Genomic DNA, 25,641 nt, shown 5'->3' with positions numbered 1-25,641 from the left:
AGTTACCTGAGTAAAAGGTGGTGAAATCATGCACAGCCAAATGTTAAAAGGTGTACTAGAAGGTTGCATCCTATACATCATTTCACAAGAAGAAGTGTACGGATATGAACTGAGCACAAAATTAAATAAACACGGCTTTACATTCGTAAGCGAAGGAAGCATATATCCGTTATTGTTACGTATGCAAAAAGAAAAATTGATTGAGGGAACATTAAAAGCCTCCTCACTTGGTCCAAAGCGAAAATATTATCACGTAACGGATAAAGGATTAGAACAGCTTGAAGAATTTAAACAAAGCTGGGGAATGGTTTCTACTACGGTAAATAACTTATTACAGGGGGAGTGATGAGGATGAATGCCCAAGACATGGTTGAATTGAATAATAAAAAACGTGAGCTTCTAACTTCCGAAAACGAAGCTGCTTATGGCGATATGTTAGTATATCTTCGAATATCAAACGTACCTCAGCAACAAATGGAGGAACTTTTACTAGAAATATTAGATCATCTTATCGAAGCACAAGCAGAAAATAAAAGTGCTTACGACATTTTCGGTAATGATTTACAATCTTATTGCGATGAACTTATATCAGCTTTACCAACCCAAACAAAGTTAGAAAAAACTTCTTTAATTGGATTTTCTATTAGCTTACTTCTTGTTATACAGTTTGGAATCGATGCAATTGTTTCTTTTTTTATTTTAACTTTTGGAAATACTGCGGAACAATTAACCCCAGTTTTTAGTATCCCTGGAACTACTTTGTCTGTTTCAATAATTATACTAGGTATACTATTTATTTTATATTTGTTAAAGCGTTACTCCTTTGATCAGAAAATGAATTGGAAAAGAAGAATTCTATTTGGATTCGCATTTGCTACTCCATTTTGTTCCGCTGTATTCTTAAATATTTATTTCCAAAAGCAACCTTATCTCATTTATCATCTAACCTTTTGGCAAAATGCTTTAATTGCTATCTTATTTTTTATTTTATATAAATTACTATATAAAAAATCAAATTTTTAACAGCCCTTCAAAAGGCTGTTTTTTCTTCTGTCTAATTTTACAAATTGAAAAATTTCATAAAGAAAATAAGAAAAATGCAAAATAATTAAAGTTAATTGTTGACGTGATGCTTTTATTATCGGTATCATAAATCTTCGTGAGCAATTATTTTTCGTTATACGATTTTTTTATTATTACTGAATTTTTGAGAGGAGAAATTAGATGTCAGTTAAGAAGAAAACGCAAGTACGCACCGGCAAAATGGTACGTGAACTAATGTTAGCAGACGAAGATGTAAATGCTTCGCTAATTATGGTATATAGTGAAAACGGTGTAAACGCAGAAATTAAAATCGAGGGCTTAACGCCGAAATGTAACGAAGAATTATTTTTGAGCGGAAACGTGGATTGGAACAAGAGTGTTATTTATAAAATTGTTGATTTCACTGGAAACGCTGAAGTTGGTAAAGTTACATTAACAGCGATGAACAAAAACAATGTTTCTCTAGAAATTGAACGCGTTATGTGGAGTAAAGAAAATAAAGAAGCTGCCGAGCAAGAAGAAACACAGGTAGAAGCAGCACCGAAAAAAGAAGTAGTTGTAGAAGCTCCAAAAGCAATTACACCTGCTCCTAAGCCTGTTACGCGTGTGGAAACACCTGCTATGGCACCTAAACCTACTCCGGTACCGACACCGAAGCCAGTAAGCGTAGAAGCGGCTGTAGAACTAACTACTCCAGCACCTGTGAAAAAAGTAGTCCCTACTCCAGTTACAAAGCAAGAGACAGCACCGGTTGCTCCTGCAAAACCGAAGCAGCCTGCTTTGACTGAAACAAATTCAAAACTACAAGAAAATTATGTTAAACTCGTGAAAAAGACAATTGAAGTTTGTCAAGATTACGAGCTTGGCATCGACATAGATGATTCTATTGAAAGCTTAAAAGAAGAACTACAAAGCCAAGGTATTAGCGTTACATTTGATAAAGAAATTATGGACGTTGTAAGTCGCCTTCGTTCTTTACAAGATAAAGGAATCAAAGTAGAAAAAGTACTTAATTTACTATAAAAAAATAAGAGGTGGCAATTGCCATCTCTTATTTTTTATAATTCCACTCATTACTTTCATACTTTTCTTTCGCTAACGTTTGAACTTCATGTAACTGTTCTTCTGTTAATTCATATGGAACAAGTTCTACATCCAATCCTTTTTCAAACCCAATTTCAAACGCTTTAATTAACTGTTCTATCGTAAATGTACGGTCTGTTAATTCATTAATTGCTACTGCTTTAGAAGAGAACATACTCTTCATACGTTCCTTCACACGTTCATTTGGGAATAAAAATAGATCATATAGTTCATCTAAATCAATTTCTAACGGAATCGATCCATGCTGTAAAATAACACCTTTTTGACGTGTTTGAGCACTACCAGCAATTTTTCTTCCTTCCACTACAATTTCATACCAAGATGGTGCATCAAAACATACACCTGAACGTGGATTTTTCAAATTTTCACGATCTGCTTCTGTTTTTGGAACTGCATAATATGCTTCTAACCCTAATGCCTTAAAACCATCTAATAAGCCTTGCGAAATAACACGATACGCTTCTGTAACTGTTTTTGGCATATTCGGATGATCTTCAGACACAATAACACTATACGTTAACTCTTTGTCATGTAGTACACCCCTGCCGCCTGTTTGACGACGAACGAATCCATATTTCTTTTCGTTAACTACATCCATATTAATATCTTTCTCAACACGTTGAAAATATCCAACTGTTAATGTTGGTACTTCCCATTCATAAAAACGAATTGTTGGTGGCATTTTCTTTTCACTTTGCCAATTTAACAAACATTCATCTAACGCCATATTAAATGCCGGTGAACATTGACCAGAGTTAATATAACACCATTTTTCTTTTCCCATCCTGCACCTCATATAACCAATTATTTTTCACATTCTCTAGTCTACCAAATTCGACAAAATTTGTGAAAGAATACGAAATTTCTTCTTATATGCAAATGAATCTGTTGCATAAATACATATGGGCATTATAATATTGAAAGTAGGATAAGAAAAAAGGGAGCGATAGAATCGTGTCAACAACTTGGATTATTTTATTAGCCGTAATCGTAGCATTTATCGGCTACACTGTATGGATGTACTTCTATCAGAAAAAATTAATTAAAACTCTTACAGAAGAAGAATTTCGCGCTGGCTACCGTAAAGCACAGCTTATCGATATTCGTGAAACAGACGAATATAACGCAGGGCACATTTTAGGTGCACGTAACATTCCGTTATCACAAATTCGCCTTCGCCATAAAGAACTTCGTCAAGATCAACCTGTTTACTTATATTGCCAAAGCGGATTCCGTACAGGTCGTGCAGCGCAATACTTAAAAAAACAAGGCTACAAAGATTTCTACCAATTACAAGGTGGATTTAAATCTTGGACAGGCAAAATTAAAAAGAAATAATAACATACAAAAAACTAGCTGAATAAATCGGCTAGTTTTTTCATTTCATCTTGTTCGCAATGTATAATAAATTCTGCTTAATCGTTTCTTTATCGTTCTCTTCTACATTCCGATACAATAGCTGATATTCAATTCCTTTCTCTTTCCATATAAGCGTAGCAAATTCGTCACCACGTTCATAATCATCTTTATTTTTAAAATAAGCAGACGTTCCATTATTCAGTTTCATTTGTTCTTGAAATCGCTTCTCTTCCACGAGATCCGGAAAACTATAAGGAAAGTTCGCGACATTTAACTCAATATACTCATTTCGACCTGGCTCCTGCTGTTTATATTTAATCGTTAAGACAGCGTTCTTTTTCCCAAGCGTTCTTACTTCACCCTTCACATCACTTGTAATGTCGTACGGTAAAAACGTTGGAACTTTAAACTTCACCGGAAAATATTTTGGAAGTTCCTTTAGCGGAATAGGATCCGTAACACGATCCATAGCTCCTCCTGTTGTTCCCACAAAGTGTTTTTCTTCTTGCATCGTTTGCTGAAACGAACACGAACTAAGTACAAAACTAGAAAACACGAAACAAATGATTCTTTTTTTCAATTTGTTTCCGCCCTTTCATACCGCTCTCTTAACGAACGAAGCGTTGATATGCTCTTCATATTCGCTTTGTCATTAAACTCCACCTTTGAAAACTTTCCACGTTATTCTCACACATTTTGACAACACTTTTTGCAAACAAAAAAGACCCCTATCATTCTTACGCCCAAGTGAAAAGGTTACGCGAATAAAAAGAAGTCTTATTAATACCATAGTTTGTGAAAAGCTTTTCAGGTCAAGATTTTTTCTTTCTTATTATTTTCCCTTTATAATAAGGGAAAGAGGTGATACATATGGCCAATATAAAACAAATTGCTAAAACTGCTGGTGTATCGATATCAACTGTTTCTCGTGTCCTGAATAATCACCCTTACGTAAAAGAAGAAAAGCGTAAGCGTGTTCTAGATGCTGTTGAAGAATTAAACTACGCAAAAAATATAAATGCTGTCCATTTAATAAGAGGGAAAACATATACAATTGGCGTTATGCTTCCTTTCATTAACCTCCCCTACTTCAGTACCATTATTGAAGGAATCGGTAACGAAGCATTATTAGCTGGGTATCATATTAATTTATGCCAAACAAATTACGATAACCTTGAAGAGATTCGTGTTCTTGAAATGATGAAAATGAAACAATTTGATGGGATGATTATTTGCTCCAGAACGAGCTCTTGGGAACAAATCGAACCTTTCGCAAAATTTGCCCCTATTATTTCATGTGAAAAAATGAACCATCCCCTCATTTCATCCATCTACGTAGATCATTATGAAGGCTTCCGTCTCGGTACTGCCTATTTACTAAGTAAAGGCCATGAAAAAATCGGAATTTGTTTAGCGAGAAAAACAAGTGTAAATTCCATGGAGCGTGAAAAAGCATTCGCCGATACACTTCGTAACGAAGGGAAAACGTTGCATCCTGAATGGATTTTCCACCAATGCTATACAATGCAGGACGGAGCACAAATACTCCATCGTATTTTAAATATGAAAAATCGTCCAACTGCTATTTTTACAGCGAACGATCAAGTTGCAGCTGGTTTATTAACAGAGGCTCGAAAACATGGTATTCGAGTACCTGAAGACCTTGCTATCCTTGGATTTGATAATCATGAAATTTCAAAGGCATTAGAAATTTCCACAATTGAACATCCCGGTCTCGCAATGGGCTCACATGCTTTTTCTTTATTCCATAAGCAGATCCAAAGCGAGCAAATTGTCGGCAGTGCAAAAGAACTTTCATTCCATTTAATTGAGCGAGAGACTGTCTAAAAAGAGCGTTACCTATAACGCTCTTTTTCAGCTCTTCACCTATTGACATTATATTTTTCATCTCATATAATGAACCTAACGAACGGTAGGTAGGGGATGAAAATGACAGCAAACCGCATTAAAGCTGTAGCACTTTCTCATTTCGCACGCTACGGCTATGAAGGAACTTCATTGGCAAATATTGCTCAAGAAGTTGGGATTAAAAAACCATCGATTTACGCACACTTTAAAGGAAAAGAAGAGCTATATTTCATATGCTTAGAATCTGCTCTTCAAAAAGATTTGCAGAGCTTCACAGGCGATATCGAAAGCTTTTCCAATTCGTCCACTGAAGAATTGCTTTTAAAATTATTAAAAGGCTATGCAAAACGCTTTGGTGAAAGTGAAGAATCAATGTTTTGGTTACGAACTTCTTATTTTCCGCCTGATGCATTTCGCGAACAAATTATTAATAAAGCAAATGTACACATTGAAAACGTCGGAAAACTTTTATTCCCTGTATTTAAAAGAGCAAGCGAACAAGATGAGTTGCATAACATTGAAGTAAAAGACGCCTTAGAGGCTTTTCTATGCTTACTCGACGGTCTTATGGTTGAACTATTATACGCAGGTTTAAATCGTTTTGAGACACGTTTAGACGCTTCTTGGAAAGTATTTTGGCGCGGACTTTCAAACTGACGGATTGCTCCTTTGCAATGCGTCGTTTTTAAGCCCTTTACCTAACGACTGGTAGGAAGGAGAAATGACATATGGCATGGATTTATGTAATCATCGCTGGTATTATTGAAATCTTTTGGGTGATTGGACTAAAAAAAGCGGAGGCACCACTTGAATGGGCTGGTGTTGCGCTATTAATTACAATTAGTTTCGTCTTATTATTTAGAGCTTATAAAGATTTACCTGTCGGCACTGTATACGCAGTCTTCACAGGAATTGGGGCTGGCGGAATCGTTCTGACAGAGATTTTCGTCTTCGGAGAACCTTTCTCTATTGTAAAAGTATTATTAATTGGTTTAATCTTCTTCGGAGTAATTGGTTTAAAACGAGTAACAGAAGAAAAAGAAGCGAAGGAGGCCGCATAAAATGGCTTGGGTATTTTTAATTCTAGCTGGTATTTGTGAAATTATTGGTGTACTCTTTATGAAAGTAGCCACTGAAAAGAAAGGCTGGGCACCAAAAGTTATTTTAATCGCTAACTTCGCAGTAAGTTTCTTTTTCTTATCTCTTGCGATGGACACGTTACCGATGGGAACTGCTTACGCGATTTGGACTGGAATCGGAACTGCCGGTAGTGCACTTCTTGGTATTCTTATTTTCCGTGAATCAGCGGATTGGCGTCGTCTTGCTTTCTTAAGCTGCATTTTATGCGGCGCTGTTGGCTTAAAACTATTAAGCTAACGTGAGGTGAATGTCATGTGGAAAGAAAAAGGGAAGCAAATGTTAGCATGGATTACACTCGGGATTGTCATTCTATTGCAAATAAGTTTTCATATAATAGAATGGTTGTTTCATAAAGTAGTATCCATTCTCACATTCCTTCCTAACATGACACTTGAAATTATATCAATCGTTTGGTCCATTATTGCCTCCATTGCAATCGTCATTATATGGAGTATCGCCAAGCTATGGAATAAGTTATTTAAAAAGGACAGTACTTCTGAAAAAGAGTAACTGTCCTTTTTCGTATTCATTCAGATTTTCTATAAAAGTTAGATGCAATAAGACAAAGAAGACCAACTATGACAATACTTATACCAATTCCTTTATGCAAATTAGGAAACGGTGATGGTATGTCTGAATAAAAATTTGCTAATATGAGACCGATTGAAACGAAAAGTACCCCTATTCTATATAACCATTTTCTTTTGTCCATCATTCTCCCCTCCTAAAATTTTTCATACACTCCTTTCTTTTGGACATACTACCTAAAAAAGGAGTGAATAATATGCAAAATTCTATACATAAGCAAATCCTATTTTTATTTTTCCTATTTCTTATTCTCATCATCGTTTTCAGCTTTATATTACATACTCCGAAAGATGTACCAAATAGCGTTTCTTTTTATAAACTACTGCTCTCGTATTGTCGTTATTGAAGAAGGTGCCTTTTTTAAGGCACCTTTTAAAATTCTCTTTTTTCATATATTTTTACTGAAACGAAGATAGATGCTATGAACATGCATATTGAACTAACGAATAACATGCTGTTATATAGTTGAATTTGTTCTAGGTTGATTCCAAAGAAAATAGAAGAAACAGCCATAGGTGCTATTAGTATAAAAATCGCAATAAAAATAGTTTTCTTATACCCTAGCCAAAAGGATAGCGGTAAAACCAAACTTAAATACACTAAAATAAAGCTAATACTAGCAACCATTTTCGTTTCAATAAATTCAAATAAGTTAACCCCACTCTTCATTCCCATCGTGAAACAACCGACCGTTACACTTATAAAAAGAATAATAATTGCTACTATATATTTTGCATACACAATTTGTTTTCTCAATATTGGGAAACTATTTACTATGACTTCACTTTCATTTTTACTATCTGCTTCAAATGTTTTTACTGTTGCCCCAATTGTAATAATTACTGACATAATTATGAACAGATTTTCCGTATCCGTTAAGGCCATATAAAAGAAAACAGGATACAGTATGTACCAAATTAAAAATTTCCATTGAATGATGAAATCTTTTAAAATTAGTTGCTTAATCATGTATTACACCTCCTAATATGAAAATGTCACTTCTATAACTCTGCCTCCTGAAACATTTTCATTGAGAGGAACATTGATATGAATATACTTACTAATACTCCGATACCAAGAACACTCATTGCTAGTGTAGCCTCTTGAGAGTGGAGTACTTTTAGCATAATTGTTTTATCACCAAAAATATTACACATAAGGCCAATCATACCTGTTAAAGGCAAAATCATAATAACATTCAAAACAGAAGTCGCTTTATATCCTCCAATGTAATTAGCGGGTATCGTTACAACACAATAGATTAAAGTTGCTACTATTGCTGAAAATACTGCATATCCAGGCATGACTATATCCCTGCCCAATAAAATATTTCCTAATATTAAGACTATAAAAGTTACACTCAAACCAGCCATAATAAATAATGAACTTGCAATATATTTAGCTATAACTATCTCTGTTCTCGTTATAGGCAAGCTCACTAATACTTTTTCCGCTTTACTTTTCTCTTCATAATAAAAAGAAATATATATAATCGTACTACATGTTATAAATAATCCTATTGCAATCCCCATTGGTTCGACGGAATCCTTAAAAATAGATAAAATGGGTATTAAAAAATAGAAAGGAAACATCTTCTTCTGTAAGAAAAACTCCTTCAAAATCAATTGTTGCATATAAATTCTCCTCTCTATAAATCACGCGTTTCATAAATTTTAATTGTAAGAAACATAGAAACGATATAGACACTAGCTAATATCATTCCTCCAACTATAAATACACCAATATGTACTGGATTCATAATCCACTCACTGAATGAAGATGTTGTTTCATTCAGCCCATCACTAATAAATATCCAAAGAATTACACCCACTCCTATTGATGCTGCTGATCCTATACTTCTTACTACCTTCGATTTTGTACCATAATAACTAGGGAAAAACGTGACAACAAAAAATGTGGCATAAACAGCTCCATTTATGACTTCATACCATGGAATTTCAATGTATAGATTAGGATGATATACACCGATATCACTAATAACCACAATACCCCTTATAAGAAAAACAACTAACATCGTAGAGAGAATGGCACCAACAATGAATATTGCACAGGAAATATATCTAGCAATTATGATATCCTTTCGACTTACCGGTAAACTATTTATAACAATGTCACTTTTATTTCTTTCATCCATAACGGTTAACGTCATAACCGATGAAAAGGTTATAAATAGACAACTCATTGGAAATAACAATTCACCACTTGCATCTAACATAAAGAACAAAAGGGGCATAACAAGATTCACTAACCAAATTACCCGAAAAAAGAATAAATCTTTATATACGAGCTGACGCATAAGCACCTCTCCCTTTCGCAGTGTAAACGATGATATCGTCTAATGTAGGCTTTTCTATTACAACCTCATTTCCAAACCAATCGATAATTGCTTGTTTATCCTTCGCTAAACCTTCAAAACCAAATTTATTTTTTCGTAATCCAACAAATAGTTCTTTTCCTTCTCGATCTAATAAATCATTGCTTCCCTTTACGATTACGTAGTTCTCCATTAATTCATCTTTTTCACCAGTAAATATAATTTCTCCATCGTTGATAAACGTAATATAATCTGCAATACGTTCTAAATCCGTTGTAATGTGGGTTGAGAATAATACAGATACTTCATCTTCCATTACAATTTCTTGCAACATATCAAGTAATTCACTTCGGACAACTGGATCTAATCCTGCTGTCGGCTCATCCATAATGATAAACTCTGCATGATGTGAAAGTGCGATGGCAATCGCAAACTTCATTTTCATCCCTTTAGATAGCTCTTTAATTTTTTTATACTTTGGAACTTGCAATCTTTGCATATACGATTGGTATTGATTTTCGTCCCACTTTTTATATAACGGTGCAATAATACGTTTCATTTGTTCACACGTTAAATCTTCGTAATAATGATTTTCATCATATACAAAACCAATATTTTGTTTTATGTCCTTTTCGGCTTTCTTATTGTCTTTGCCAAAAATTTTTATATCGCCGCTATCTTTTCTAATTAAATTCATAATCATTTTGATCGTTGTACTTTTCCCAGCACCATTTGGTCCGACAAACCCCATAATATATCCTCGTGGTAATGCAAAACTTATATTTTCCACTGCAAAATCTTCATAACTTTTACAAACATTTTTTAGCTCTAACATCTCTTATTCCCCCTTATATAAACACGCAATCATCTGCTGCAATTCTTCAAGTGAAAGCTGCAACACTTTACTTTCTTTTACGATTTCTTCAGCCTTACTTTCCAATAGACGTAGCCGCTGTTCTTTTAATAGTTCATTATTTTTACGTGAAACATAAGTCCCCTTCCCAGCAACAGTTTCTATATATCCTTCTTTTTCAAGCTCCTCGTACGCACGCTTCGTTGTAATTACACTAATTTGCAATTCCTTTGCTAAGCTACGAATAGACGGTAATTGGTCTCCACCCTTTAAACCACCATTTAAAATAAGCTGGCTTAATTGTTTTCTTATTTGCACATAAATAGGGTCTTGGGAAGAATTCGAAATAATAATATTCATGTTTTCCTCCAGTGTGTGTATATACTGTATATATCTTATATATACAGTATATACACAGCATCCTATTTTTGGCAAGAAAAAAAGACCAACATTTTCCTGTTGGTCTTTCGTATATGTATCACTTTTCAAAGCGATCTAACATCTCATCTCTCATTCCGAAACTTACTACTGCAATTCCTATATACATAAACAGAAGGAATGCCGGATGAACCGTGTTGTACCAGCTGCTGTCAACGATTAAATAAATCGTTAATGCCACAACAAGAACAAACGCTAAGATAAACATATAAAAGTGTCTTGTACTACCCATGATAAACTCCTCTCTTCTCACTTCACCATTCAACAGTTTATTTTATCGAATAATTCGATATGACTCAAGGTTAACTTTCTGTTATGTAATCAAGTTCCACCTTTACAATGTCCTCACATGCTATTGAAATGATGGTTCCTTGTTTATCAATCGCCGTCACTTCTCTATTATCCATTACACGATTTGCTACTCTTTCTAACACTTTCCCTTGGTCTCGATAGCAAAATTCTTTTACATCTTTAATTGTTTCTCCATTTTCTAAATGGTATACCATTCTATAACATCGATATCCCACACTTTCACCCCCGTCTTGCTCGTTTTTTCACATATACATAAAAATGAGTAATTTTTTCCTCATCACATCTTCTTAATTTCAATAAAATTCTAACAAAAATAAATACTTTTATCAAACCGACTTTTTCAACAAAACTACCTATAAAACTACACCTTTACACCATTAGGAAACAAAAAATATAATTTTTTAACATTTTCTTCACTATTTCTGCATAAAGTGAAACTTTAATCAGTGGGGATTTTTGTTCATCCCCACTGATTATCAGTTGAACCAATCGGGCATTTACGGACAGTTTATCTCCCACCTGGCTTCTTTGCACCAGCTAAGTTTTGAGTTGGGAGTTTACTGTCCGTTAATGCGGGACAAATTCTCCATACAAAAAAAGAACCCGCCGTAGCGAGTTCTTCTTTTGTTATTCTAATCAAACTTGTACAGGAGCTGGCTTTGCATAACGTAAAACTGGTTTACGTGCAGCCATCGTTTCGTCTAAACGTTTAATGACTGTCGTATGCGGTGCTTCTTGTACAACTTCTGGATTTTCTTCTACTTCTTTAGCGATTTGAATCATCTTATCAATGAAACCATCTAATGTTTCTTTTGATTCTGTTTCTGTCGGCTCAATCATAATACATTCTTCCACATTTAATGGGAAGTAAATTGTTGGTGGATGGTAACCGAAATCAAGCAGACGTTTTGCAATATCTAATGTACGTACACCAAGTTTCTTTTGACGACGACCTGATAATACAAATTCATGCTTACAATGTCTATCGAATGGAAGATCGTAGAATGGCGCTAATCTTCTCATCATATAGTTCGCATTTAATACAGCATACTCTGTTACTGCACGCAAGCCATCTGGACCCATAGAGCGAATATACGTGTATGCACGAACGTTAATTCCGAAGTTACCATAGAATGGTTTCACACGACCAATTGCTTCTGGACGGTCGTAGTTGAAGTGATAACCATTTTCCGTTTTTTCTAAAATCGGTTTTGGTAAGTACGGAATTAAATCAGCTTTCACACCTACTGGACCAGAACCTGGGCCACCACCGCCGTGAGGACCTGTAAATGTTTTATGAAGGTTTAAATGCACAACGTCAAATCCCATATCTCCTGGGCGCGCTTGGCTTAATACCGCATTTAAGTTTGCACCATCATAGTATAATTTACCGCCTGCATTATGGACGATTTCTGCCATTTCTAAAATATTTTCTTCAAATAGACCTAATGTATTAGGATTTGTTAACATAAGTGCTGCTGTTTCTTCGTTTACAACACGTTTTAAGTCTTCTAAGTCAACAAGGCCATTTTCATTTGATTTTACTGTAATTGTTTCAAAACCAGCTACAGTTGCAGATGCTGGATTCGTTCCGTGAGCAGAGTCAGGCACAATTACTTTCGTACGGTTAAAGTCACCATTCGCTTCATGGTATGCACGAATTAACATTAAACCTGTCCATTCTCCGTGTGCACCAGCTGCTGGTTGTAAAGTAACAGTATCCATACCTGTAATTTCAATTAAATGCTCTTGTAAGTCGTACATTAATTCCATTGCACCTTGTACTGTCTTTTCATCTTGCAGTGGATGAATATTTGCAAAGCCTGCGAAACGAGCCACGTTTTCATTAATTTTCGGATTATATTTCATCGTACAAGATCCAAGTGGGTAGAATCCAGAATCAACGCCGTGGTTACGGTTTGAAAGCGCTGTGTAATGACGCATAATATCAAGTTCAGATACTTCTGGAAGCTCTGCATCTTCAACGCGAATATAATCGCTCTCAAATACATCTTCTAATTTTACTTCTTCTACATCTAATTTGGGTAAGCTATATCCTACGCGGCCTTCTTTAGTCACTTCAAAAATAAGTGCTTGGTCTTGGTTCTTCATTGGATAGCCCCCATTTCATTTACAAGTGTGTCAATTTCCTCTTTTGTACGAAGCTCTGTTACTGCTACAAGCATATGGTTTTCATGCTCTTTATAATCACGGCCTAGATCGTAACCACCGATAATATTCTTTTGTAATAATGCATCGTTTACTTCTTTTACTGGACGTTTGCAATCTACAACAAACTCATTGAAGAATGGTCCAGCAAATGTTACTGTGAAGCCTTTCGCCTCAAATTGACGTTTTGCATACTGTGCTTTAGAAATGTTTTGACGTGCCATTTCTTTCACACCTTGTTTGCCAAGTGCCGTCATTGCAACAGAAGCTGCTAATGCATTTAACGCTTGGTTTGAACAAATGTTAGATGTCGCTTTATCACGGCGAATATGCTGTTCACGTGCTTGTAACGTTAATACAAATCCACGTTTACCATCTGAATCTACAGTTTGTCCAACAAGACGTCCTGGAATTTTACGCATAAATGCTTTCGTTGTTGCAAAGTAACCACAGTGCGGTCCACCAAACTGCGTTGGAATACCGAATGGTTGTGCATCACCGATTACAATATCAGCACCAAATTTCCCTGGTGGTGTTAATGCGCCTAATGATAATGGATTTGAAGAAACGATAAATAATGATTTTTGTTGATGAACGATTTTTTCAATATCAGCTAATTTTTCAACTTGTCCGAAGAAGTTTGGATATTGAACGATTACACAAGCAACTGTATCATCTACTTCACTTTGTAATACGTCTAAATCTGTTACACCATCTTTATGATTAATTTCAACAACTTCAAGATTTTGACCTTTTGCATACGTTTCAAGTACTGCTCTTGATTCTGGATGAACCGCGCTAGATACAAGAATTTTCTTTTTGCGAGTATGGCCAGCTGCTAACATTGCCGCTTCAGCTAAAGCTGTACCCCCGTCATACATAGAAGAGTTTGCTACATCCATTCCTGTTAATTCACAAATCATTGTTTGGAATTCAAAGATTGCTTGTAATTCCCCTTGTGAAATCTCTGGTTGGTATGGCGTGTAAGCTGTATAAAATTCTGAGCGAGAGATAACGTGATCTACAATTACTGGAGCGTAATGATCGTATACGCCTGCTCCTAAGAAAGAAGCGTACTCTTTTAAGTTAGCATTTTTACTAGCCATTTGAGATAACTCTTTTAAAAGCTCTGGCTCTGATTTTGCTTCTTTAATTTTTAAATCCCCTTTAAAACGAACACTCTCTGGAATATCAGAGAATAACTCATCGATCGTTTGAACGCCGATCGTTTGTAACATTTCTTTTTTGTCTTCTTCTGTCATTGGAAGATAACGATGCAACATGAAATCTACCCCTCTCCCCGTTACTTTGAACGTTTATAAAATGGTGTTGGAACAACTACTGCTTTGACGCGTTTATTACGAATTTCAATTTCTACTTCTGTATCAACTGCTGCGTATTTTACATCAATTAGTGCTAAACCAATGCTTTTCTTTAACGTTGGAGATTGTGTACCACTCGTTACTTCCCCGACTTTTTCTTCTCCAATAAATACAGGGTAATGCGTACGAGGAATTCCACGTTCGATTACTTCGATGCCGACTAATTTACGAGGCGCACCGTTGTCTTTTTGCTCTTTTAACGTTTCTTTTCCAAAGAAGTCTGCTTCTTTATTTGGTTTTACCGCAAAGCCAATTCCAGCTTCAATTGGTGTAATATCTTTTGATAATTCTTGTCCATAAAGTGGTAATGTTGCTTCGAATCGAAGTGTATCACGAGCACCTAAACCACATGCTTTTAAGCCTTCTTCTGCTCCAACTTCAAGAAGTTTCTCCCAAAGTTTTGCAGCATCTTCACTCTTACAATAAATTTCGAATCCATCTTCACCTGTATAACCTGTACGAGATACAAGTGCTGGAATTCCATCTACAAGAATATCGTTTTTAAATTTAAAGAACTTAATTTCTTTCAAATCTTCTGACACAACTTTTTGTAAAATGCCTTCTGCTTTTGGTCCTTGAATTGCAAGCTGTGCAACTTCACTAGAAACATTGACTACTGTCGCATCGCCAATTACATGACTTGCTAACCATTCGTAATCTTTCTCGATATTTGATGCATTGATTACTAATAAATAGTCTTCTTCACCACGTTTGTAGATTAATAAATCATCTACTGTACCACCATTTTCGTAGCACATAGCTGTATATTGTGCGCCCCCTACCTTTAAGGTAGATACGTCATTTGTAACAACACGTTGTAAAAATGCTAAACTATCTACACCTTTTACTTCAACTTCTCCCATATGAGACACATCGAACAAACCTGCAGCTGTACGTACAGCTTCATGTTCTTCTTTAATGCTTGAAAATTGAACTGGTAATTCCCAACCACCGAAGTCGATTGTTTTCCCACCATACTTCGCGTATACATCAAATAACGGTGTACGTTGTAATGTAATCATGCTCTCTCCCCCTTATGCTTTGACAAATCAATAAAAGTTGCTTCCCTTTTCTAAACATTTTCATTCTGAAAAGATAGGATATACGGAATCTCATTATATTTTTTTATGAAAGCGTAAATAAAAAATCACTTTCTTGGATAAAATACGAAAGATTCCACACATTTCACACCATTATCCTAACATCATTCGCTATATTTCATCAATATTCTAGCATAAAAAATAATTTAGAATTTTTTATATTAAAACTCAATAAATACAGCTTTTAAGATTTAATACTTTATTATTGTCTATTGTATAGCCTTTAATAACGATAATCATGCCTTCTTTTAAGGCAAATCATCATACATTAAAAAATAATTACTTTAGTTTATAAAAGGTGGGAGAGTCGTAATGAATGTCGATATTTCCGTAGATCGGACGTGGCAAAACAATTTTTTAAATAGAATCGATGAAGATGGTCCTTGGACAAACTGGGATTTATATCACTTAGCTTATGAAACAGAAAAATCGTTACTTGTTCCTACTTTTGATGGACTACAAGCACCGAAACATTTATCCCATTTCACACCGCTTCCGCATCAATTAGAAGTCGCTCAAAATGTAATTGAACAAATGAATGGTAAAGCGATTCTAGCAGATGAAGTAGGTCTTGGAAAAACAATCGAAGCTGGACTTATTTTGAAAGAATACATGGTCCGCGGGCTTGTGAAAAAGGTACTTATACTTGTCCCAGCTTCTCTCGTATCACAATGGGCATACGAGCTGAATACAAAGTTTTTCATTCCCGCTGTAGCACAAAAGAAAAGCTACTCGTGGGAACAAGCTGACGTAATCGTATCATCAATTGATACTGCGAAACGTTCACCACATCGCGATATCGTGTTGAACTTAGAATATGACCTTATTATTATCGATGAAGCACATAAACTGAAAAATAATAAAACAAAAAACTATGAATTTGCACAACGATTAAAAAAGAAGTTTTGTTTATTACTAACCGCTACTCCTGTTCAAAATAAGATTGATGAAATTTTTAACCTTGTTTCTTTATTAAAGCCAGGACATTTAGGCAATCAATCCAACTTTGAAGAATATTACGCTTCCAAAAATCGCTCAGCCGAATCAGATGAAGACTTAAAAGCTCTCATTAACAAAGTAATGGTGCGAAATAGACGACATAATACCGGTATCGATTGGCCGAAGAGACATGTACGTACAATTTTTGTTGAGTTTAATGAACAAGAACAAGCTCTATATAATGATATCGAAAATTGGCGAGGGCAAGACGCCTTCACATCTGCTTTCTCATCGTTAACTTTAAAACGGGAAGCGTGCAGTAGTCGTGAGGCTGTTTACTATTCATTGAAAAAGCATGTAGAAAAAAGACAGAAAGAAAATGAACATTATATAAAAGATCCACATATCGATGTGCTAATGGACAAAATTAATCATATTCCTTTCAACTCGAAAGCAACTAAAGCTCTAGAGCTTATAAAAGAAATTGACGATAAAGTCGTCATTTTCACGGAATACCGAGCATCACAGATGTACTTACAATGGTTTTTACAACAACACGGTATTTCTTCTGTCCCATTCCGCGGCGGATTTAAACGCGGGAAGAAAGATTGGATGAAGGAACTTTTCCAAAATCGTGCCCAAGTGTTAATTGCAACGGAAGCTGGCGGAGAAGGCATTAACTTACAGTTTTGTAGCCATATGATCAATTATGATTTGCCATGGAATCCAATGCGTCTTGAGCAAAGAATCGGACGTATTCACCGTCTCGGTCAAAAGAATGATGTTCATATTTATAACTTAGCTACAAAGCATACTGTTGAAGAACATATTCTGAAACTGTTATATGAAAAAATCAACTTATTCGAGCGTGTTATCGGTGAACTCGATGAAATTTTAACGAGAATTAATATGAAAAACATCGACGCGCACATTCAAGAAATTTTCGCGCAATCAAAAAGCGAAGGTGAAATTAGAATTAAGATGGAAAACTTAACATCTATAATCGACTTTGCGAAACGAAATGAAGCTGAGGTGCAAGGCTATGCAGCAACATGAAATTCATAATTACTTATACAATTTCTTTGAGGCGAATAACTGTGAAATTTTAGAACGTTCTCCTCATTTATTAGATGTACAGTTAACAATTGAGATGGATAAATTATTAATGAATCGCCCTTTTTATTGGCACTATCTTGAGAAAACAGGAGGCGTACCGAATCCGATGCGCCTTACTCTTATTACAAATCCAGAAAATGAAGAAAACGATGGTGAGCTTATTCACTACGGTTCACCACGTCTACATCAAATTTTCCAAACGACAAAAGAATTAGGCTCATACATACGTTTATATGAGGATGTAAGACATAATGGGGCAACACATACACCGCTCCACCCTTGGCTCGGTATTAATATAAAAGTTTCCTATCAATGTGATCGAAAAAAAGACATCCTTCACTCAATTGGTATTCATCTCATTTCTGGAACAATGATGGCAAACTTTCATGAAACATTAACTAACATTAAACTTACACCAAAAATACCTGATTTTTGTTTTACGCTCTCGCCTATCATTAAACCGCAAAGTGGTTTACAACGTATAGAGGACGCTTTAAAAAATATAATTGCAGAAGATGACCATACGTGGGCGAAAGAAGCAAGAGTGCGTTGGAATCATGATTTAGACCTTTTAAACCGTTTTTATGAAGAAAGTGACGAACTTCCTGAAAGCTATGAAATTGAAAAACAAGCCTTGCAAGAACAATATGAACCACGCATTACAGTGCAAATTATTAACGGTGGCCTTTTTTATGTTACCGCGAATCATTTTCTATCTTGAAGAAGCTCCTTCTGCTTTAGAAGGAGCCTCTTTTGAGCTATTTTCTACCCTACTCGCTATCGCCACTACGCTCTTGCTGTTTTTTCTGTGCCATACGTTTCTGCTGTGCACGATCCTTTGCACTCACATGATTTGCATCAGTTGGCAGATTTTCTTTCGAACGTCCAATTCCATTGCTCATCTTTCCCACTCCTTTTTGCGTTTTTCAAAATACATGTTTATTTTCAGCTAGAGTTACAATCCTTATGCAAAAAAATAAGAGCAGCCATTGGCTACTCTTACTCGCTCACATATTTTTGAAACATATCATGGATGCCTTTATTTACTAGGTTCGAGATCTGCTCGTCAGATTTATTCGGATAACGATCACGCAATCTGATAGATGCCTTCACCATTAAATTTTCTAATACAGAACGGCCACCTTCTCCATAAATAATTTCAGCATATTTAACAAGCCTTCCATCCTCTACTGTTGCTGGATTATGATTGAAGAAAAATTTACTCATTGTCTCCACCTCTCTCTTTTGATAACGTTTACATTTATATAGATTATTTATGTTATTTATTTCACAATATTGTATGCATGTATATTTAATTAGTTTCATTATAAAGCAACATATCGATAGTAAATATGTGATTTTCCGTCCATTTTGTGAACAAACTAAAAATGAAAGCGTTTCCTTTATTATATACTAAAAAAACTTACTACGCTAGGGGCAATTTTTTTCAATCTACTAATCCCTCAAAAATTGATATATTTTTTCTTTTCCCATTAAACCTTATACAATTTTCAGAAATTATATTATAAAATATATGTATGACTTAAGGAGGCTTTGTATGAATCAAAATAAAAAAGCTATATTAGATCTTGTCTTTTATCTCGTAATCCCATTCCTCATTTGGAAATTTGCAAAACCTTATATCGATCCTTATTACGCGATGTTACTTTCCTCTGTTCCGGGGATTATTTATACACTGTATACCTTTAAAAAAGAAAAACAGTTTAACGTGACAGGGTTCTTTATTTTAATTACACTCATTTCTAATACAACGGTAGATCTATTATCTGGGTCAGCTGAACGAATGTTATGGAACGATGCATATTATCACATCGTACTCGGTATTATCGTCATATGTACAATTTTTATAAAAAAACCACTTATGTTATATTTCGCAGCAGATATTGCAGCGCTGCAAGGCCATGACCGCGATAAAAGTCGTGAGCTTTATCGTGATAGTCGTATATATCCAGCACTGCAATATTTAACGTTATTTTTCGGGCTACAATTTATATTAAAAAGCTTTTTAAAAATTTATTTCATCTCTGTTTTTGGTGTAGATGGCTACGGTGAAATGAGAGCGATTATGACCGCTGTCGGCTGGGGCATTTCTATTTGTATCGGAATAGGGTTCGTATGGGTGAACAATAAAATACATGCCGTTACGGAAGAACAAGAATCCGTGCAGTAAATAAAAATCCTCTAGTGTATTACGACACTAGGGGATTCTTGGTTTGCTAGACATATGACTAAAATTTAACTTGATTTTTTTCTTTTACTTTTTACATTTCGGTAAAACAAAGCAGCACTCAGCGGCATAACACCAAACCACTTATTCATAAATGGCTCTTTTTCAGCACGGCGTTGTTCTTTCTTTTGTTTTCGATCTTCTTTTGGAGCATCCATATACGACACAAACTGCTGCGTCACAAAGCGAACATAATCATTAGTAGACATATTATCATCACCTCTACTTGATTAGTATGTCCACTTTTTTATACATTAATCTTTTCCTTTAATTCATTCATAATTTGCTTTACAGACTTATTTGTCGTATCGATATGAATATGAGCCTCTTCATAATAAGCTCGGCGTGATTCAAATTTCGTTACAAATGCATCTATATCTTTCTTTTGAAATAGTGGACGTGTCGTATCTTCACGAAGCCTTTCTGCAATTACGTGCGGATCACAATATAAATACACGACAGTTCCGTTCTCTTTCATCCACTTGCGATTTTCCGCTCGTTCAATAATTCCCCCACCAGTTGTAATAATGACATTATGGACTGGTAGCGAACGTAACATTTCGCTTTCATATTCCCGAAAAGCCGTTTCGCCTTCTTCGGCAAAAATATTTCGAATTGCCTTCTCTTGCTTCTCTTCGATTTTTTGATCAGTATCTACAACATCCATTTGAAGTTCTTGACTTAATGCTTTTCCAATTGTTGTTTTCCCTGCTCCCATATAGCCGGTTATGTATATAGATTTCATTTTCTGTCCTCTCAATCGTCATTTATTAATTGTTATTATAACGAAAGATGCTACTTTGTTTAATAAAAAAACGTTTTGTTCTTATACTATGAAGAACAAAACGTAACACTCGCTTTTACTTATAAGTACCTCTTCTCACCCACTGCGTTGCAATCCATTTCTCGCCTTTCGTTACAGGTGCCCCTCCGTGTAACGTAAGCTCATTTAGTGATTGATCTTGATAAAAATACTCAAAGTATACTGCCATTCCCTTTCTAGGGTGTACAGAAAGATTTAATTTCGGGAAGTACGTTTCCCCGCCTTCTTCTACATCATTTAAGTACATTACAAGCGTACTAATACGATTGTTAGCAGCTGATCTACTATGTTCCGCAAAATAATCATAGTGTGCTTTATATTGTTGATCCACTTCATAATTTAAAATGTGCAATCCTTCACCATGCGACGCAGGAACATTCATGATAGATGAAATTCGTTTTTCAATCTTTGAAGTAAGTTCATTGTCTTCCAAAAATGCACCGCTACTTGTTCGAATATCATTTACATCACGTGATGAACCAACTTTAGAACGCTTCATTTTATTTTTAGACATTTCAATCAATTCATCACACTCTTCATCACTTAGTACATTTGCTAATACGACAATAAGAGGTTCTTCGAATTTTGAAATAATGTGTATTTCTCTATCTTCTGTCATAATCGTATTTCCTTTATGATCAAAAATAGTTTGTTCCTTATTTTCACCTATTTGATTGTTGTTTGTCATTTCCCTATTCTCCCTAAAAATAATGATTGGATAGCATGAATATATCACATTCTTTCTACCTTTCTCTTTTTTGAGAAAATTTAAACTTTTAATCATTATATTTATCCATTTCTTCTAAAAAATCAATTCAATTTACAATAGAAATCCCTGGTTTTTCTTCGTATTTTTTACATATTATCCTTCTATCCAATCGACTATTTTTCCATCCTTTTTTCTATACCGAAAGCTCACCGTATAGAAAACTTCCTGTTTGAGTGTACACTGCAATGCAACGAGAATTAAATCATTTTCAAAGATATAATTTCCACTCACTTCTCCCTTTTCATACTGAAAGAAAAATGCACCTTCTTTTTCTTTTTGCTGTAAGTCTTTTTTTATATCTGTAATAGATCGGTTAAGCAGTTCATCCAGTAAAAACTTTTGTTCTATTTCTATATAAAAATTTTTATCTGTAAACAACATATTTGTTTCGTATATAAAAAAAGAAGTTAATAAAATAAGAAAGATGAGCGTTCCAGGCATTGTAAACCCATTTTGCCCTCTCATACATTCATTTCCATTTCACTATATCGCATAACTACACCTTCATATATTTTTCCGCTAGTATCTTTCACATTTATAATGAGTACATGAGGTGTTAGTTTGTAAGAAACCGTTCCAATATTTTGTAAAACAACTTCCCTCCCGCGCCTATTTACCTTTCTTATAAGACGACTATTCTCTTTTTCATACGATACTTCACTCCCATTACGCGATCGGAATCGTAAAATACTATCTCCATTTTCAAATGCTAGCTGTTCTCCAGATGATACTTCTCGAAACTCCAATTGCATTTGACCTAAAAATACATCCCACTCCCAATCATTTAATCCTTTTGACTGTTTATTTTCCATTCCAATGAAATGTAGGCGGGGAAAGAGCAAAAAAAATATTGATAATAGAAACAGACATACAATCATTTCTATTAATGAAAAACCAAATTCTAATTTATTTTTTCTCCTACATAAAAGCATTGTTCCATCATTCTGTCTTTCACATCTCTCCACATGGTACAAACTTCATTGCCTCCCCAATATGTGTAATACACAATTCCATTTATATTCTTTTCTATTATTCGCTTTTCTTCATTTCCATACATATATATAATTGCTTCCTTTTTTAATAATCCAGATGCCTTATAACGAATTTGTATATTTTTTCTTTCTTGCATAACTAATACTGTTTGCGGTAGTAGTAACGATACAGCCATCATTAAAACACTTAACGATACAATCATTTCAGCCATTATGGATCCTTTTTGACATTTCACGATACGTAAATCTCCCTCTTCCAAGCTGAAATACAATTTCATATTTATAATTTCTATACGAAATTATAATCGTACCACCTCTATTAATATTTCCACTTGGATTATATGTCATCGGATTTGGAAACGTATGCAAATCAATTTGTATATCTTCTTCATACTCTCGCTTGACGATATAATACTTTGTACCTGACTCTTTTATAGCATACATATTTCTATCTTTATGCCAACGTAATGTATAGTGCTTTTGACGATTTATCGCTAATTGCTGCATATACAAAATATCATTTGAAAACTGTCTCAAAAATTGTTCAACTTTTTGTCGCTCGTATAAAGAATGAACACTAAAATACGTAACTATACTTAATACAGAAATAGCAAATAAAACGAGTAACATTTCTAAAAAAGTAAACCCCTGTTGTTTCACAACGCCCTAATTGATACTGCGCCATCATCTGAAATATGAATAGATTCGCCATTCGGACACTTATCAGTTGTAATATACTTTTCATCCGTCAGTTCTTTTAACGATGGAATTTTATTATGTTGTAATTGATATACTTGTATTTGCGCTTCTATAGATTTCACGTAAGCTGCACACCCTTTTCCTTGGACCGATGAGCGCTGTGTAACTACATTCGGAATAATTAATAGTAATAATATAGTTATGACAACCATTACTAATAGCATCTCTAACAGAGTAAATCCTTCCTCATTCTGCATACAAATGCCCCCTAAATAGAATTCATCATTTGAAACATCGGCATAATCATCGCTAAATACATAAGGACAACGATTCCTCCAATACATGTAAATAAAATAGGCTGAATGATAACTAACATATGTTTAATTTTCCGTTCCATCTTTTCCATAATAAGATCGCTATAGTCACCTAATTCAATCGCTAAATTGCCGTTTGCGTGTCCATGCGTAATAACACAAGAAAGTTCTTTCTCGTAATACCCACTTTTAGCAATGATAGATTGTAACTGTTCTCCTCCAATTAATTGTCTTTCAATCCGGCTCGCTTCATATTGAAAGAACGGATGATATCTTTGCTCCATCATTATTGTTAAAGCTTCACATACTGATAGTCCACCATTTAATAAACCACTCAACTGAGTAGCAAAATAATGCGAATGCTTTAAAATAAGAAATGTTTTGATCAGGGGAATACGAAGCATGATTTTTACCTGTCTAATATGTGGAAGTTTCCTAAAATACAACATATATAAACTACATCCAATAATAACAGTTAAAATAGCAGTTAAAATAGCAGTTAAAATAATGTAAGGTAGCAGTTTTATTGCACTTAAAATTCTTTCTGTAAGTAGTGGTGTATTAGAACCGAACGAACTATAAATCATTTCAACCTGAGGTAATAAGATGAGGTTAAAAATAAAAAGCATGATTAGTAGAAAAAACATCAAAAACATAGGATACTGCATTATTTTCATCATGTCTCTCCTATACTTATCTTTCTTATAAAGAAGTGCACTTCCTTGTTGCAAAGCAAAAGAAATATCACCATGTTGCTCGGCATAAAATAAATAACTTAACATGTCCTGATGAAACTTTAACTGATGAAAAGAATCGTGTAGACTTTTCCCATTTTTTAACCCCTCAATCATGCGCTGCAATTGTACTTTCTTTTCTACAGGTAATTGAAACTGTAAAAATTCTAATGCTTGTAAAAGAGAGTAGCCTTTTTCTAATAATTCTCCTAAACGTTTCAACAATACTACTTGATCACTTAAACTCCAAGTTTTCTTAAACATAAACATCATCTTCTAAAAACCCTAAAGCATATCCTTTTCGTATTGACGATTCTAAAGTCTCATGTTTGTAAGTAACACATTCTCCATTTGCTTCTTTAAGTGCTTGTTTTAACTCATATCCATATAGCAGCTCATAGATGCTTGCTTGCCTTACTTGCCTCATTGATTTACATAAAGTTGAGCACTTTCCTCTGCAAAACGGACACTTCAATTCGACAAGTTGCTGTGCAGCTACAGCCAATAAAGACTGTTCAATCTCTTGCCTCGTTATACCATAATCCATGAAACGAATGATTGCTCCTTTCGCATCATTCGTATGCAGCGTTGTCATGACTAAATGTCCTGTCAAACTTGCTCTTATAGCTATTTTTGCTGTCTCTGCATCACGGATTTCACCGACTAAAATAATGTCTGGATCATGACGTAAAATAGCCTTTAATCCTGTTTCATATGTGAGACCCGCTTTTTCATTTATTTGAATTTGTAATACATCGTCACTTCTTTTTTCAACCGGATCTTCAAGTGTAATGATGCGACGTGTTTTCTTTTTTCTAATTACCTCTAATAATGCATACATTGTCGTTGTCTTCCCAGAACCAGTCGGTCCAGTAAACACGAGTAGCCCCTGTGAATAGCGTAAAAATGAGAGTAGTTTTGCTGCCGTACTTGGAAATAACGAAAGATGTGATAAGGGCTGAACAGATGCTTGTAAATGAAGGCGAATAACGAGACTTTCTTGATATACTGTTGGAAGTGTTGAAAGGCGTAAATACACTTCTTGTCCATCAATTTGCAAATACAACGAACCATTCTGTGGCTTCCGTTTCTCTCCTATGTCCATAGATGCTAAAAATTTAAAATGTGAGACAAGTTTTTCTCCAAACTCCTTTTCAATACAATGTCTCGTCATTAAATCTTTTCCTATACGTAGTTGCACCGCTACATCCTTCTGCCGGGGCACAATATGTAAATCTGACGCTTGTACCCTACACGCCTCTTTTAAAATTGTATTCGCAAAAATTTCAATCCCATTCATCACTTTTCCCTCCT

General features: G+C 34.9%; 38 protein-coding genes. 13 read left to right on the top strand and 25 right to left on the bottom strand.

Features of this window, described 5'->3' with window-relative positions; all coding sequences use genetic code 11:
* Positions 1-28 precede the first annotated feature (28 nt).
* The 3 genes from MR170_RS11745 to MR170_RS11735 all read left to right on the top strand — a co-directional run bounded on the left by MR170_RS11745 (position 29) and on the right by MR170_RS11735 (position 2,067).
* On the top strand, positions 29-346 hold the full coding sequence (locus tag MR170_RS11745; RefSeq protein ID WP_000556083.1) for a PadR family transcriptional regulator: 318 nt from the start codon (positions 29-31) through the stop codon (positions 344-346).
* Between the two features lie 5 nt (positions 347-351).
* Complete coding sequence (locus tag MR170_RS11740; RefSeq protein ID WP_048563837.1) at positions 352-1,023, top strand: DUF1048 domain-containing protein; 672 nt, start codon at positions 352-354, stop codon at positions 1,021-1,023.
* Positions 1,024-1,224: 201 nt separating this feature from the next.
* Positions 1,225-2,067 (top strand): hypothetical protein, encoded by an 843-nt coding sequence (locus MR170_RS11735; protein ID WP_043935934.1) that lies wholly within the window; start codon positions 1,225-1,227, stop codon positions 2,065-2,067.
* 28 nt (positions 2,068-2,095) lie between these two features.
* Here the strand turns inward: MR170_RS11735 and MR170_RS11730 are convergent, their stop codons facing one another.
* Positions 2,096-2,932: a lipoate--protein ligase family protein gene (locus MR170_RS11730; RefSeq protein WP_000514076.1), complete on the bottom strand. Its 837-nt coding sequence runs from the start codon at positions 2,930-2,932 to the stop codon at positions 2,096-2,098.
* A gap of 170 nt (positions 2,933-3,102) precedes the next feature.
* Here MR170_RS11730 and MR170_RS11725 point away from each other — a divergent pair, with 170 nt between their 5' ends.
* Positions 3,103-3,486, top strand: a complete 384-nt coding sequence (locus MR170_RS11725) for a rhodanese-like domain-containing protein (protein ID WP_000108654.1) — start codon at positions 3,103-3,105, stop codon at positions 3,484-3,486.
* Positions 3,487-3,526: 40 nt separating this feature from the next.
* Here MR170_RS11725 and MR170_RS11720 read toward each other — a convergent pair whose 3' ends face one another.
* Entirely contained in the window at positions 3,527-4,063 is a 537-nt protein-coding gene (locus MR170_RS11720) for a hypothetical protein (RefSeq protein WP_033657529.1), read from the bottom strand.
* A gap of 314 nt (positions 4,064-4,377) precedes the next feature.
* Here MR170_RS11720 and MR170_RS11715 point away from each other — a divergent pair, with 314 nt between their 5' ends.
* The 5 genes from MR170_RS11715 (at position 4,378) to MR170_RS11695 (ending at position 7,026) form a co-directional block, all read left to right on the top strand.
* Positions 4,378-5,355, top strand: a complete 978-nt coding sequence (locus tag MR170_RS11715; protein WP_050844511.1) for a LacI family DNA-binding transcriptional regulator — start codon at positions 4,378-4,380, stop codon at positions 5,353-5,355.
* Between the two features lie 96 nt (positions 5,356-5,451).
* Positions 5,452-6,033, top strand: a complete 582-nt coding sequence (locus MR170_RS11710; RefSeq protein ID WP_002005730.1) for a TetR/AcrR family transcriptional regulator — start codon at positions 5,452-5,454, stop codon at positions 6,031-6,033.
* Positions 6,034-6,104: 71 nt separating this feature from the next.
* Complete coding sequence (locus MR170_RS11705; protein ID WP_000312344.1) at positions 6,105-6,437, top strand: DMT family transporter; 333 nt, start codon at positions 6,105-6,107, stop codon at positions 6,435-6,437.
* Position 6,438: 1 nt separating this feature from the next.
* Positions 6,439-6,753 carry a DMT family transporter gene (locus MR170_RS11700; protein ID WP_016080306.1) on the top strand — a complete coding sequence of 105 codons (315 nt, stop codon included), beginning with the start codon at positions 6,439-6,441 and terminating at the stop codon, positions 6,751-6,753.
* A gap of 15 nt (positions 6,754-6,768) precedes the next feature.
* Positions 6,769-7,026, top strand: a complete 258-nt coding sequence (locus MR170_RS11695) for a DUF3975 family protein (RefSeq protein WP_016080305.1) — start codon at positions 6,769-6,771, stop codon at positions 7,024-7,026.
* Between the two features lie 16 nt (positions 7,027-7,042).
* On the opposite strand, the gene MR170_RS11690 is transcribed toward MR170_RS11695, so the two are convergent.
* From MR170_RS11690 to gcvT, 11 genes are all read right to left on the bottom strand, one after another.
* Complete coding sequence (locus tag MR170_RS11690; protein WP_242308312.1) at positions 7,043-7,231, bottom strand: hypothetical protein; 189 nt, start codon at positions 7,229-7,231, stop codon at positions 7,043-7,045.
* A gap of 245 nt (positions 7,232-7,476) precedes the next feature.
* Positions 7,477-8,073, bottom strand: coding sequence for an ABC-2 transporter permease (locus tag MR170_RS11685; RefSeq protein WP_043935937.1), 597 nt, complete (start codon positions 8,071-8,073; stop codon positions 7,477-7,479).
* 32 nt (positions 8,074-8,105) lie between these two features.
* Positions 8,106-8,738 carry an ABC-2 transporter permease gene (locus MR170_RS11680; protein WP_050844513.1) on the bottom strand — a complete coding sequence of 211 codons (633 nt, stop codon included), beginning with the start codon at positions 8,736-8,738 and terminating at the stop codon, positions 8,106-8,108.
* Positions 8,739-8,752: 14 nt separating this feature from the next.
* Complete coding sequence (locus MR170_RS11675) at positions 8,753-9,421, bottom strand: ABC-2 transporter permease (protein WP_001249554.1); 669 nt, start codon at positions 9,419-9,421, stop codon at positions 8,753-8,755.
* The gene (locus MR170_RS11670) at positions 9,402-10,274 is read right to left on the bottom strand and encodes an ABC transporter ATP-binding protein (protein WP_098674684.1); all 873 of its coding nucleotides are present in this window, start codon (positions 10,272-10,274) and stop codon (positions 9,402-9,404) included. Before MR170_RS11670 ends, MR170_RS11675 begins: the two co-directional genes overlap by 20 nt.
* 3 nt (positions 10,275-10,277) lie before the next feature.
* The gene (locus tag MR170_RS11665) at positions 10,278-10,652 is read right to left on the bottom strand and encodes a GntR family transcriptional regulator (RefSeq protein WP_001021349.1); all 375 of its coding nucleotides are present in this window, start codon (positions 10,650-10,652) and stop codon (positions 10,278-10,280) included.
* A 118-nt stretch (positions 10,653-10,770) separates the two neighbouring features.
* Positions 10,771-10,962, bottom strand: coding sequence for a hypothetical protein (locus MR170_RS11660; RefSeq protein WP_000535933.1), 192 nt, complete (start codon positions 10,960-10,962; stop codon positions 10,771-10,773).
* 70 nt (positions 10,963-11,032) lie between these two features.
* Entirely contained in the window at positions 11,033-11,236 is a 204-nt protein-coding gene (locus MR170_RS11655; protein ID WP_000262496.1) for a DUF3929 family protein, read from the bottom strand.
* 442 nt (positions 11,237-11,678) lie between these two features.
* Positions 11,679-13,154, bottom strand: coding sequence for an aminomethyl-transferring glycine dehydrogenase subunit 2 (gcvPB, locus tag MR170_RS11650; protein WP_016080297.1), 1,476 nt, complete (start codon positions 13,152-13,154; stop codon positions 11,679-11,681).
* Positions 13,151-14,494, bottom strand: a complete 1,344-nt coding sequence (gcvPA, locus tag MR170_RS11645; protein ID WP_000903240.1) for an aminomethyl-transferring glycine dehydrogenase subunit 1 — start codon at positions 14,492-14,494, stop codon at positions 13,151-13,153. The genes gcvPB and gcvPA overlap by 4 nt, the downstream gene beginning before the upstream one ends.
* 20 nt (positions 14,495-14,514) lie before the next feature.
* Positions 14,515-15,615, bottom strand: a complete 1,101-nt coding sequence (gene gcvT / locus MR170_RS11640) for a glycine cleavage system aminomethyltransferase GcvT (RefSeq protein ID WP_242308311.1) — start codon at positions 15,613-15,615, stop codon at positions 14,515-14,517.
* A 390-nt stretch (positions 15,616-16,005) separates the two neighbouring features.
* Here gcvT and MR170_RS11635 point away from each other — a divergent pair, with 390 nt between their 5' ends.
* Positions 16,006-17,688, top strand: a complete 1,683-nt coding sequence (locus tag MR170_RS11635) for a DEAD/DEAH box helicase (RefSeq protein WP_001100040.1) — start codon at positions 16,006-16,008, stop codon at positions 17,686-17,688.
* A complete protein-coding gene (locus tag MR170_RS11630; protein WP_001183963.1) occupies positions 17,675-18,469 on the top strand; it encodes a YqhG family protein in 795 nt (264 codons plus the stop codon). The genes MR170_RS11635 and MR170_RS11630 overlap by 14 nt, the downstream gene beginning before the upstream one ends.
* Before the next feature lie 49 nt (positions 18,470-18,518).
* Here the strand turns inward: MR170_RS11630 and MR170_RS32235 are convergent, their stop codons facing one another.
* Positions 18,519-18,650 carry a hypothetical protein gene (locus MR170_RS32235; protein WP_000064665.1) on the bottom strand — a complete coding sequence of 44 codons (132 nt, stop codon included), beginning with the start codon at positions 18,648-18,650 and terminating at the stop codon, positions 18,519-18,521.
* Between the two features lie 97 nt (positions 18,651-18,747).
* Positions 18,748-18,975, bottom strand: a complete 228-nt coding sequence (locus MR170_RS11625) for a hypothetical protein (protein WP_000032702.1) — start codon at positions 18,973-18,975, stop codon at positions 18,748-18,750.
* A gap of 73 nt (positions 18,976-19,048) precedes the next feature.
* Between MR170_RS11625 and MR170_RS11620 the strand changes: the two genes are divergently transcribed.
* Both MR170_RS11620 and MR170_RS11615 read left to right on the top strand, forming a co-directional pair.
* Entirely contained in the window at positions 19,049-19,165 is a 117-nt protein-coding gene (locus MR170_RS11620; RefSeq protein WP_003279814.1) for a hypothetical protein, read from the top strand.
* A 141-nt stretch (positions 19,166-19,306) separates the two neighbouring features.
* Positions 19,307-19,939 carry a VC0807 family protein gene (locus MR170_RS11615; RefSeq protein WP_001073111.1) on the top strand — a complete coding sequence of 211 codons (633 nt, stop codon included), beginning with the start codon at positions 19,307-19,309 and terminating at the stop codon, positions 19,937-19,939.
* A gap of 65 nt (positions 19,940-20,004) precedes the next feature.
* Here MR170_RS11615 and MR170_RS11610 read toward each other — a convergent pair whose 3' ends face one another.
* The 10 genes from MR170_RS11610 to comGA all read right to left on the bottom strand — a co-directional run bounded on the left by MR170_RS11610 (position 20,005) and on the right by comGA (position 25,627).
* Positions 20,005-20,205 (bottom strand): YqzE family protein, encoded by a 201-nt coding sequence (locus tag MR170_RS11610; protein WP_000106083.1) that lies wholly within the window; start codon positions 20,203-20,205, stop codon positions 20,005-20,007.
* A 38-nt stretch (positions 20,206-20,243) separates the two neighbouring features.
* Positions 20,244-20,741, bottom strand: coding sequence for a shikimate kinase (locus MR170_RS11605; RefSeq protein ID WP_016080294.1), 498 nt, complete (start codon positions 20,739-20,741; stop codon positions 20,244-20,246).
* A gap of 115 nt (positions 20,742-20,856) precedes the next feature.
* On the bottom strand, positions 20,857-21,507 hold the full coding sequence (locus MR170_RS11600; RefSeq protein WP_000183863.1) for a 2OG-Fe(II) oxygenase: 651 nt from the start codon (positions 21,505-21,507) through the stop codon (positions 20,857-20,859).
* A gap of 174 nt (positions 21,508-21,681) precedes the next feature.
* Positions 21,682-22,053: a competence type IV pilus minor pilin ComGG gene (gene comGG, locus MR170_RS11595; RefSeq protein WP_016080292.1), complete on the bottom strand. Its 372-nt coding sequence runs from the start codon at positions 22,051-22,053 to the stop codon at positions 21,682-21,684.
* Positions 22,050-22,520, bottom strand: coding sequence for a competence type IV pilus minor pilin ComGF (comGF, locus tag MR170_RS11590; RefSeq protein ID WP_029443294.1), 471 nt, complete (start codon positions 22,518-22,520; stop codon positions 22,050-22,052). The genes comGG and comGF overlap by 4 nt, the downstream gene beginning before the upstream one ends.
* Positions 22,490-22,792 carry a hypothetical protein gene (locus MR170_RS11585; protein WP_016080290.1) on the bottom strand — a complete coding sequence of 101 codons (303 nt, stop codon included), beginning with the start codon at positions 22,790-22,792 and terminating at the stop codon, positions 22,490-22,492. Before MR170_RS11585 ends, comGF begins: the two co-directional genes overlap by 31 nt.
* Positions 22,785-23,240, bottom strand: a complete 456-nt coding sequence (gene comGD / locus MR170_RS11580; protein ID WP_000813141.1) for a competence type IV pilus minor pilin ComGD — start codon at positions 23,238-23,240, stop codon at positions 22,785-22,787. The genes MR170_RS11585 and comGD overlap by 8 nt, the downstream gene beginning before the upstream one ends.
* Positions 23,237-23,536 (bottom strand): competence type IV pilus major pilin ComGC, encoded by a 300-nt coding sequence (gene comGC / locus MR170_RS11575; protein ID WP_001178687.1) that lies wholly within the window; start codon positions 23,534-23,536, stop codon positions 23,237-23,239. Before comGC ends, comGD begins: the two co-directional genes overlap by 4 nt.
* A gap of 11 nt (positions 23,537-23,547) precedes the next feature.
* The gene (comGB, locus tag MR170_RS11570; RefSeq protein ID WP_276575598.1) at positions 23,548-24,597 is read right to left on the bottom strand and encodes a competence type IV pilus assembly protein ComGB; all 1,050 of its coding nucleotides are present in this window, start codon (positions 24,595-24,597) and stop codon (positions 23,548-23,550) included.
* Positions 24,584-25,627, bottom strand: a complete 1,044-nt coding sequence (gene comGA, locus MR170_RS11565; RefSeq protein ID WP_043935941.1) for a competence type IV pilus ATPase ComGA — start codon at positions 25,625-25,627, stop codon at positions 24,584-24,586. Before comGA ends, comGB begins: the two co-directional genes overlap by 14 nt.
* Positions 25,628-25,641 lie beyond the last annotated feature (14 nt).

Source organism: Bacillus cereus group sp. BfR-BA-01524, from assembly GCF_022662595.1.
Classification (GTDB): Bacteria; Bacillota; Bacilli; order Bacillales; family Bacillaceae_G; genus Bacillus_A; species Bacillus_A thuringiensis_S.
The sequence above is the reverse complement of the archived record's forward strand: the minus strand, read 5'-3'. Positions and strand labels throughout refer to the sequence as shown.

Excerpts from the sequence above, each read along its gene's own strand:
- MR170_RS11745 (WP_000556083.1), top strand. The coding sequence starts at position 29 with ATGCACAGCCAAATGTTAAAAGGTGTACTAGAAGGTTGCATCCTATAC.
- MR170_RS11740 (WP_048563837.1), top strand. The coding sequence starts at position 352 with ATGAATGCCCAAGACATGGTTGAATTGAATAATAAAAAACGTGAGCTT.
- MR170_RS11735 (WP_043935934.1), top strand. The coding sequence starts at position 1,225 with ATGTCAGTTAAGAAGAAAACGCAAGTACGCACCGGCAAAATGGTACGT.
- MR170_RS11730 (WP_000514076.1), bottom strand. The coding sequence starts at position 2,932 with ATGGGAAAAGAAAAATGGTGTTATATTAACTCTGGTCAATGTTCACCG.
- MR170_RS11715 (WP_050844511.1), top strand. The coding sequence starts at position 4,378 with ATGGCCAATATAAAACAAATTGCTAAAACTGCTGGTGTATCGATATCA.
- MR170_RS11710 (WP_002005730.1), top strand. The coding sequence starts at position 5,452 with ATGAAAATGACAGCAAACCGCATTAAAGCTGTAGCACTTTCTCATTTC.
- MR170_RS11705 (WP_000312344.1), top strand. The coding sequence starts at position 6,105 with ATGGCATGGATTTATGTAATCATCGCTGGTATTATTGAAATCTTTTGG.
- MR170_RS11700 (WP_016080306.1), top strand. The coding sequence starts at position 6,439 with ATGGCTTGGGTATTTTTAATTCTAGCTGGTATTTGTGAAATTATTGGT.
- MR170_RS11695 (WP_016080305.1), top strand. The coding sequence starts at position 6,769 with ATGTGGAAAGAAAAAGGGAAGCAAATGTTAGCATGGATTACACTCGGG.
- MR170_RS11690 (WP_242308312.1), bottom strand. The coding sequence starts at position 7,231 with ATGATGGACAAAAGAAAATGGTTATATAGAATAGGGGTACTTTTCGTT.
- MR170_RS11685 (WP_043935937.1), bottom strand. The coding sequence starts at position 8,073 with ATGATTAAGCAACTAATTTTAAAAGATTTCATCATTCAATGGAAATTT.
- MR170_RS11680 (WP_050844513.1), bottom strand. The coding sequence starts at position 8,738 with ATGCAACAATTGATTTTGAAGGAGTTTTTCTTACAGAAGAAGATGTTT.
- MR170_RS11675 (WP_001249554.1), bottom strand. The coding sequence starts at position 9,421 with ATGCGTCAGCTCGTATATAAAGATTTATTCTTTTTTCGGGTAATTTGG.
- MR170_RS11670 (WP_098674684.1), bottom strand. The coding sequence starts at position 10,274 with ATGTTAGAGCTAAAAAATGTTTGTAAAAGTTATGAAGATTTTGCAGTG.
- MR170_RS11665 (WP_001021349.1), bottom strand. The coding sequence starts at position 10,652 with ATGAATATTATTATTTCGAATTCTTCCCAAGACCCTATTTATGTGCAA.
- MR170_RS11660 (WP_000535933.1), bottom strand. The coding sequence starts at position 10,962 with ATGGGTAGTACAAGACACTTTTATATGTTTATCTTAGCGTTTGTTCTT.
- MR170_RS11655 (WP_000262496.1), bottom strand. The coding sequence starts at position 11,236 with ATGGTATACCATTTAGAAAATGGAGAAACAATTAAAGATGTAAAAGAA.
- gcvPB (WP_016080297.1), bottom strand. The coding sequence starts at position 13,154 with ATGAAGAACCAAGACCAAGCACTTATTTTTGAAGTGACTAAAGAAGGC.
- gcvPA (WP_000903240.1), bottom strand. The coding sequence starts at position 14,494 with ATGTTGCATCGTTATCTTCCAATGACAGAAGAAGACAAAAAAGAAATG.
- gcvT (WP_242308311.1), bottom strand. The coding sequence starts at position 15,615 with ATGATTACATTACAACGTACACCGTTATTTGATGTATACGCGAAGTAT.
- MR170_RS11635 (WP_001100040.1), top strand. The coding sequence starts at position 16,006 with ATGAATGTCGATATTTCCGTAGATCGGACGTGGCAAAACAATTTTTTA.
- MR170_RS11630 (WP_001183963.1), top strand. The coding sequence starts at position 17,675 with ATGCAGCAACATGAAATTCATAATTACTTATACAATTTCTTTGAGGCG.
- MR170_RS32235 (WP_000064665.1), bottom strand. The coding sequence starts at position 18,650 with ATGAGCAATGGAATTGGACGTTCGAAAGAAAATCTGCCAACTGATGCA.
- MR170_RS11625 (WP_000032702.1), bottom strand. The coding sequence starts at position 18,975 with ATGAGTAAATTTTTCTTCAATCATAATCCAGCAACAGTAGAGGATGGA.
- MR170_RS11620 (WP_003279814.1), top strand. The coding sequence starts at position 19,049 with ATGCATGTATATTTAATTAGTTTCATTATAAAGCAACATATCGATAGT.
- MR170_RS11615 (WP_001073111.1), top strand. The coding sequence starts at position 19,307 with ATGAATCAAAATAAAAAAGCTATATTAGATCTTGTCTTTTATCTCGTA.
- MR170_RS11610 (WP_000106083.1), bottom strand. The coding sequence starts at position 20,205 with ATGTCTACTAATGATTATGTTCGCTTTGTGACGCAGCAGTTTGTGTCG.
- MR170_RS11605 (WP_016080294.1), bottom strand. The coding sequence starts at position 20,741 with ATGAAATCTATATACATAACCGGCTATATGGGAGCAGGGAAAACAACA.
- MR170_RS11600 (WP_000183863.1), bottom strand. The coding sequence starts at position 21,507 with ATGACAAACAACAATCAAATAGGTGAAAATAAGGAACAAACTATTTTT.
- comGG (WP_016080292.1), bottom strand. The coding sequence starts at position 22,053 with ATGAGAGGGCAAAATGGGTTTACAATGCCTGGAACGCTCATCTTTCTT.
- comGF (WP_029443294.1), bottom strand. The coding sequence starts at position 22,520 with ATGCTTTTATGTAGGAGAAAAAATAAATTAGAATTTGGTTTTTCATTA.
- MR170_RS11585 (WP_016080290.1), bottom strand. The coding sequence starts at position 22,792 with ATGGCTGAAATGATTGTATCGTTAAGTGTTTTAATGATGGCTGTATCG.
- comGC (WP_001178687.1), bottom strand. The coding sequence starts at position 23,536 with ATGCAGAATGAGGAAGGATTTACTCTGTTAGAGATGCTATTAGTAATG.
- comGB (WP_276575598.1), bottom strand. The coding sequence starts at position 24,597 with ATGTTTATGTTTAAGAAAACTTGGAGTTTAAGTGATCAAGTAGTATTG.
- comGA (WP_043935941.1), bottom strand. The coding sequence starts at position 25,627 with ATGAATGGGATTGAAATTTTTGCGAATACAATTTTAAAAGAGGCGTGT.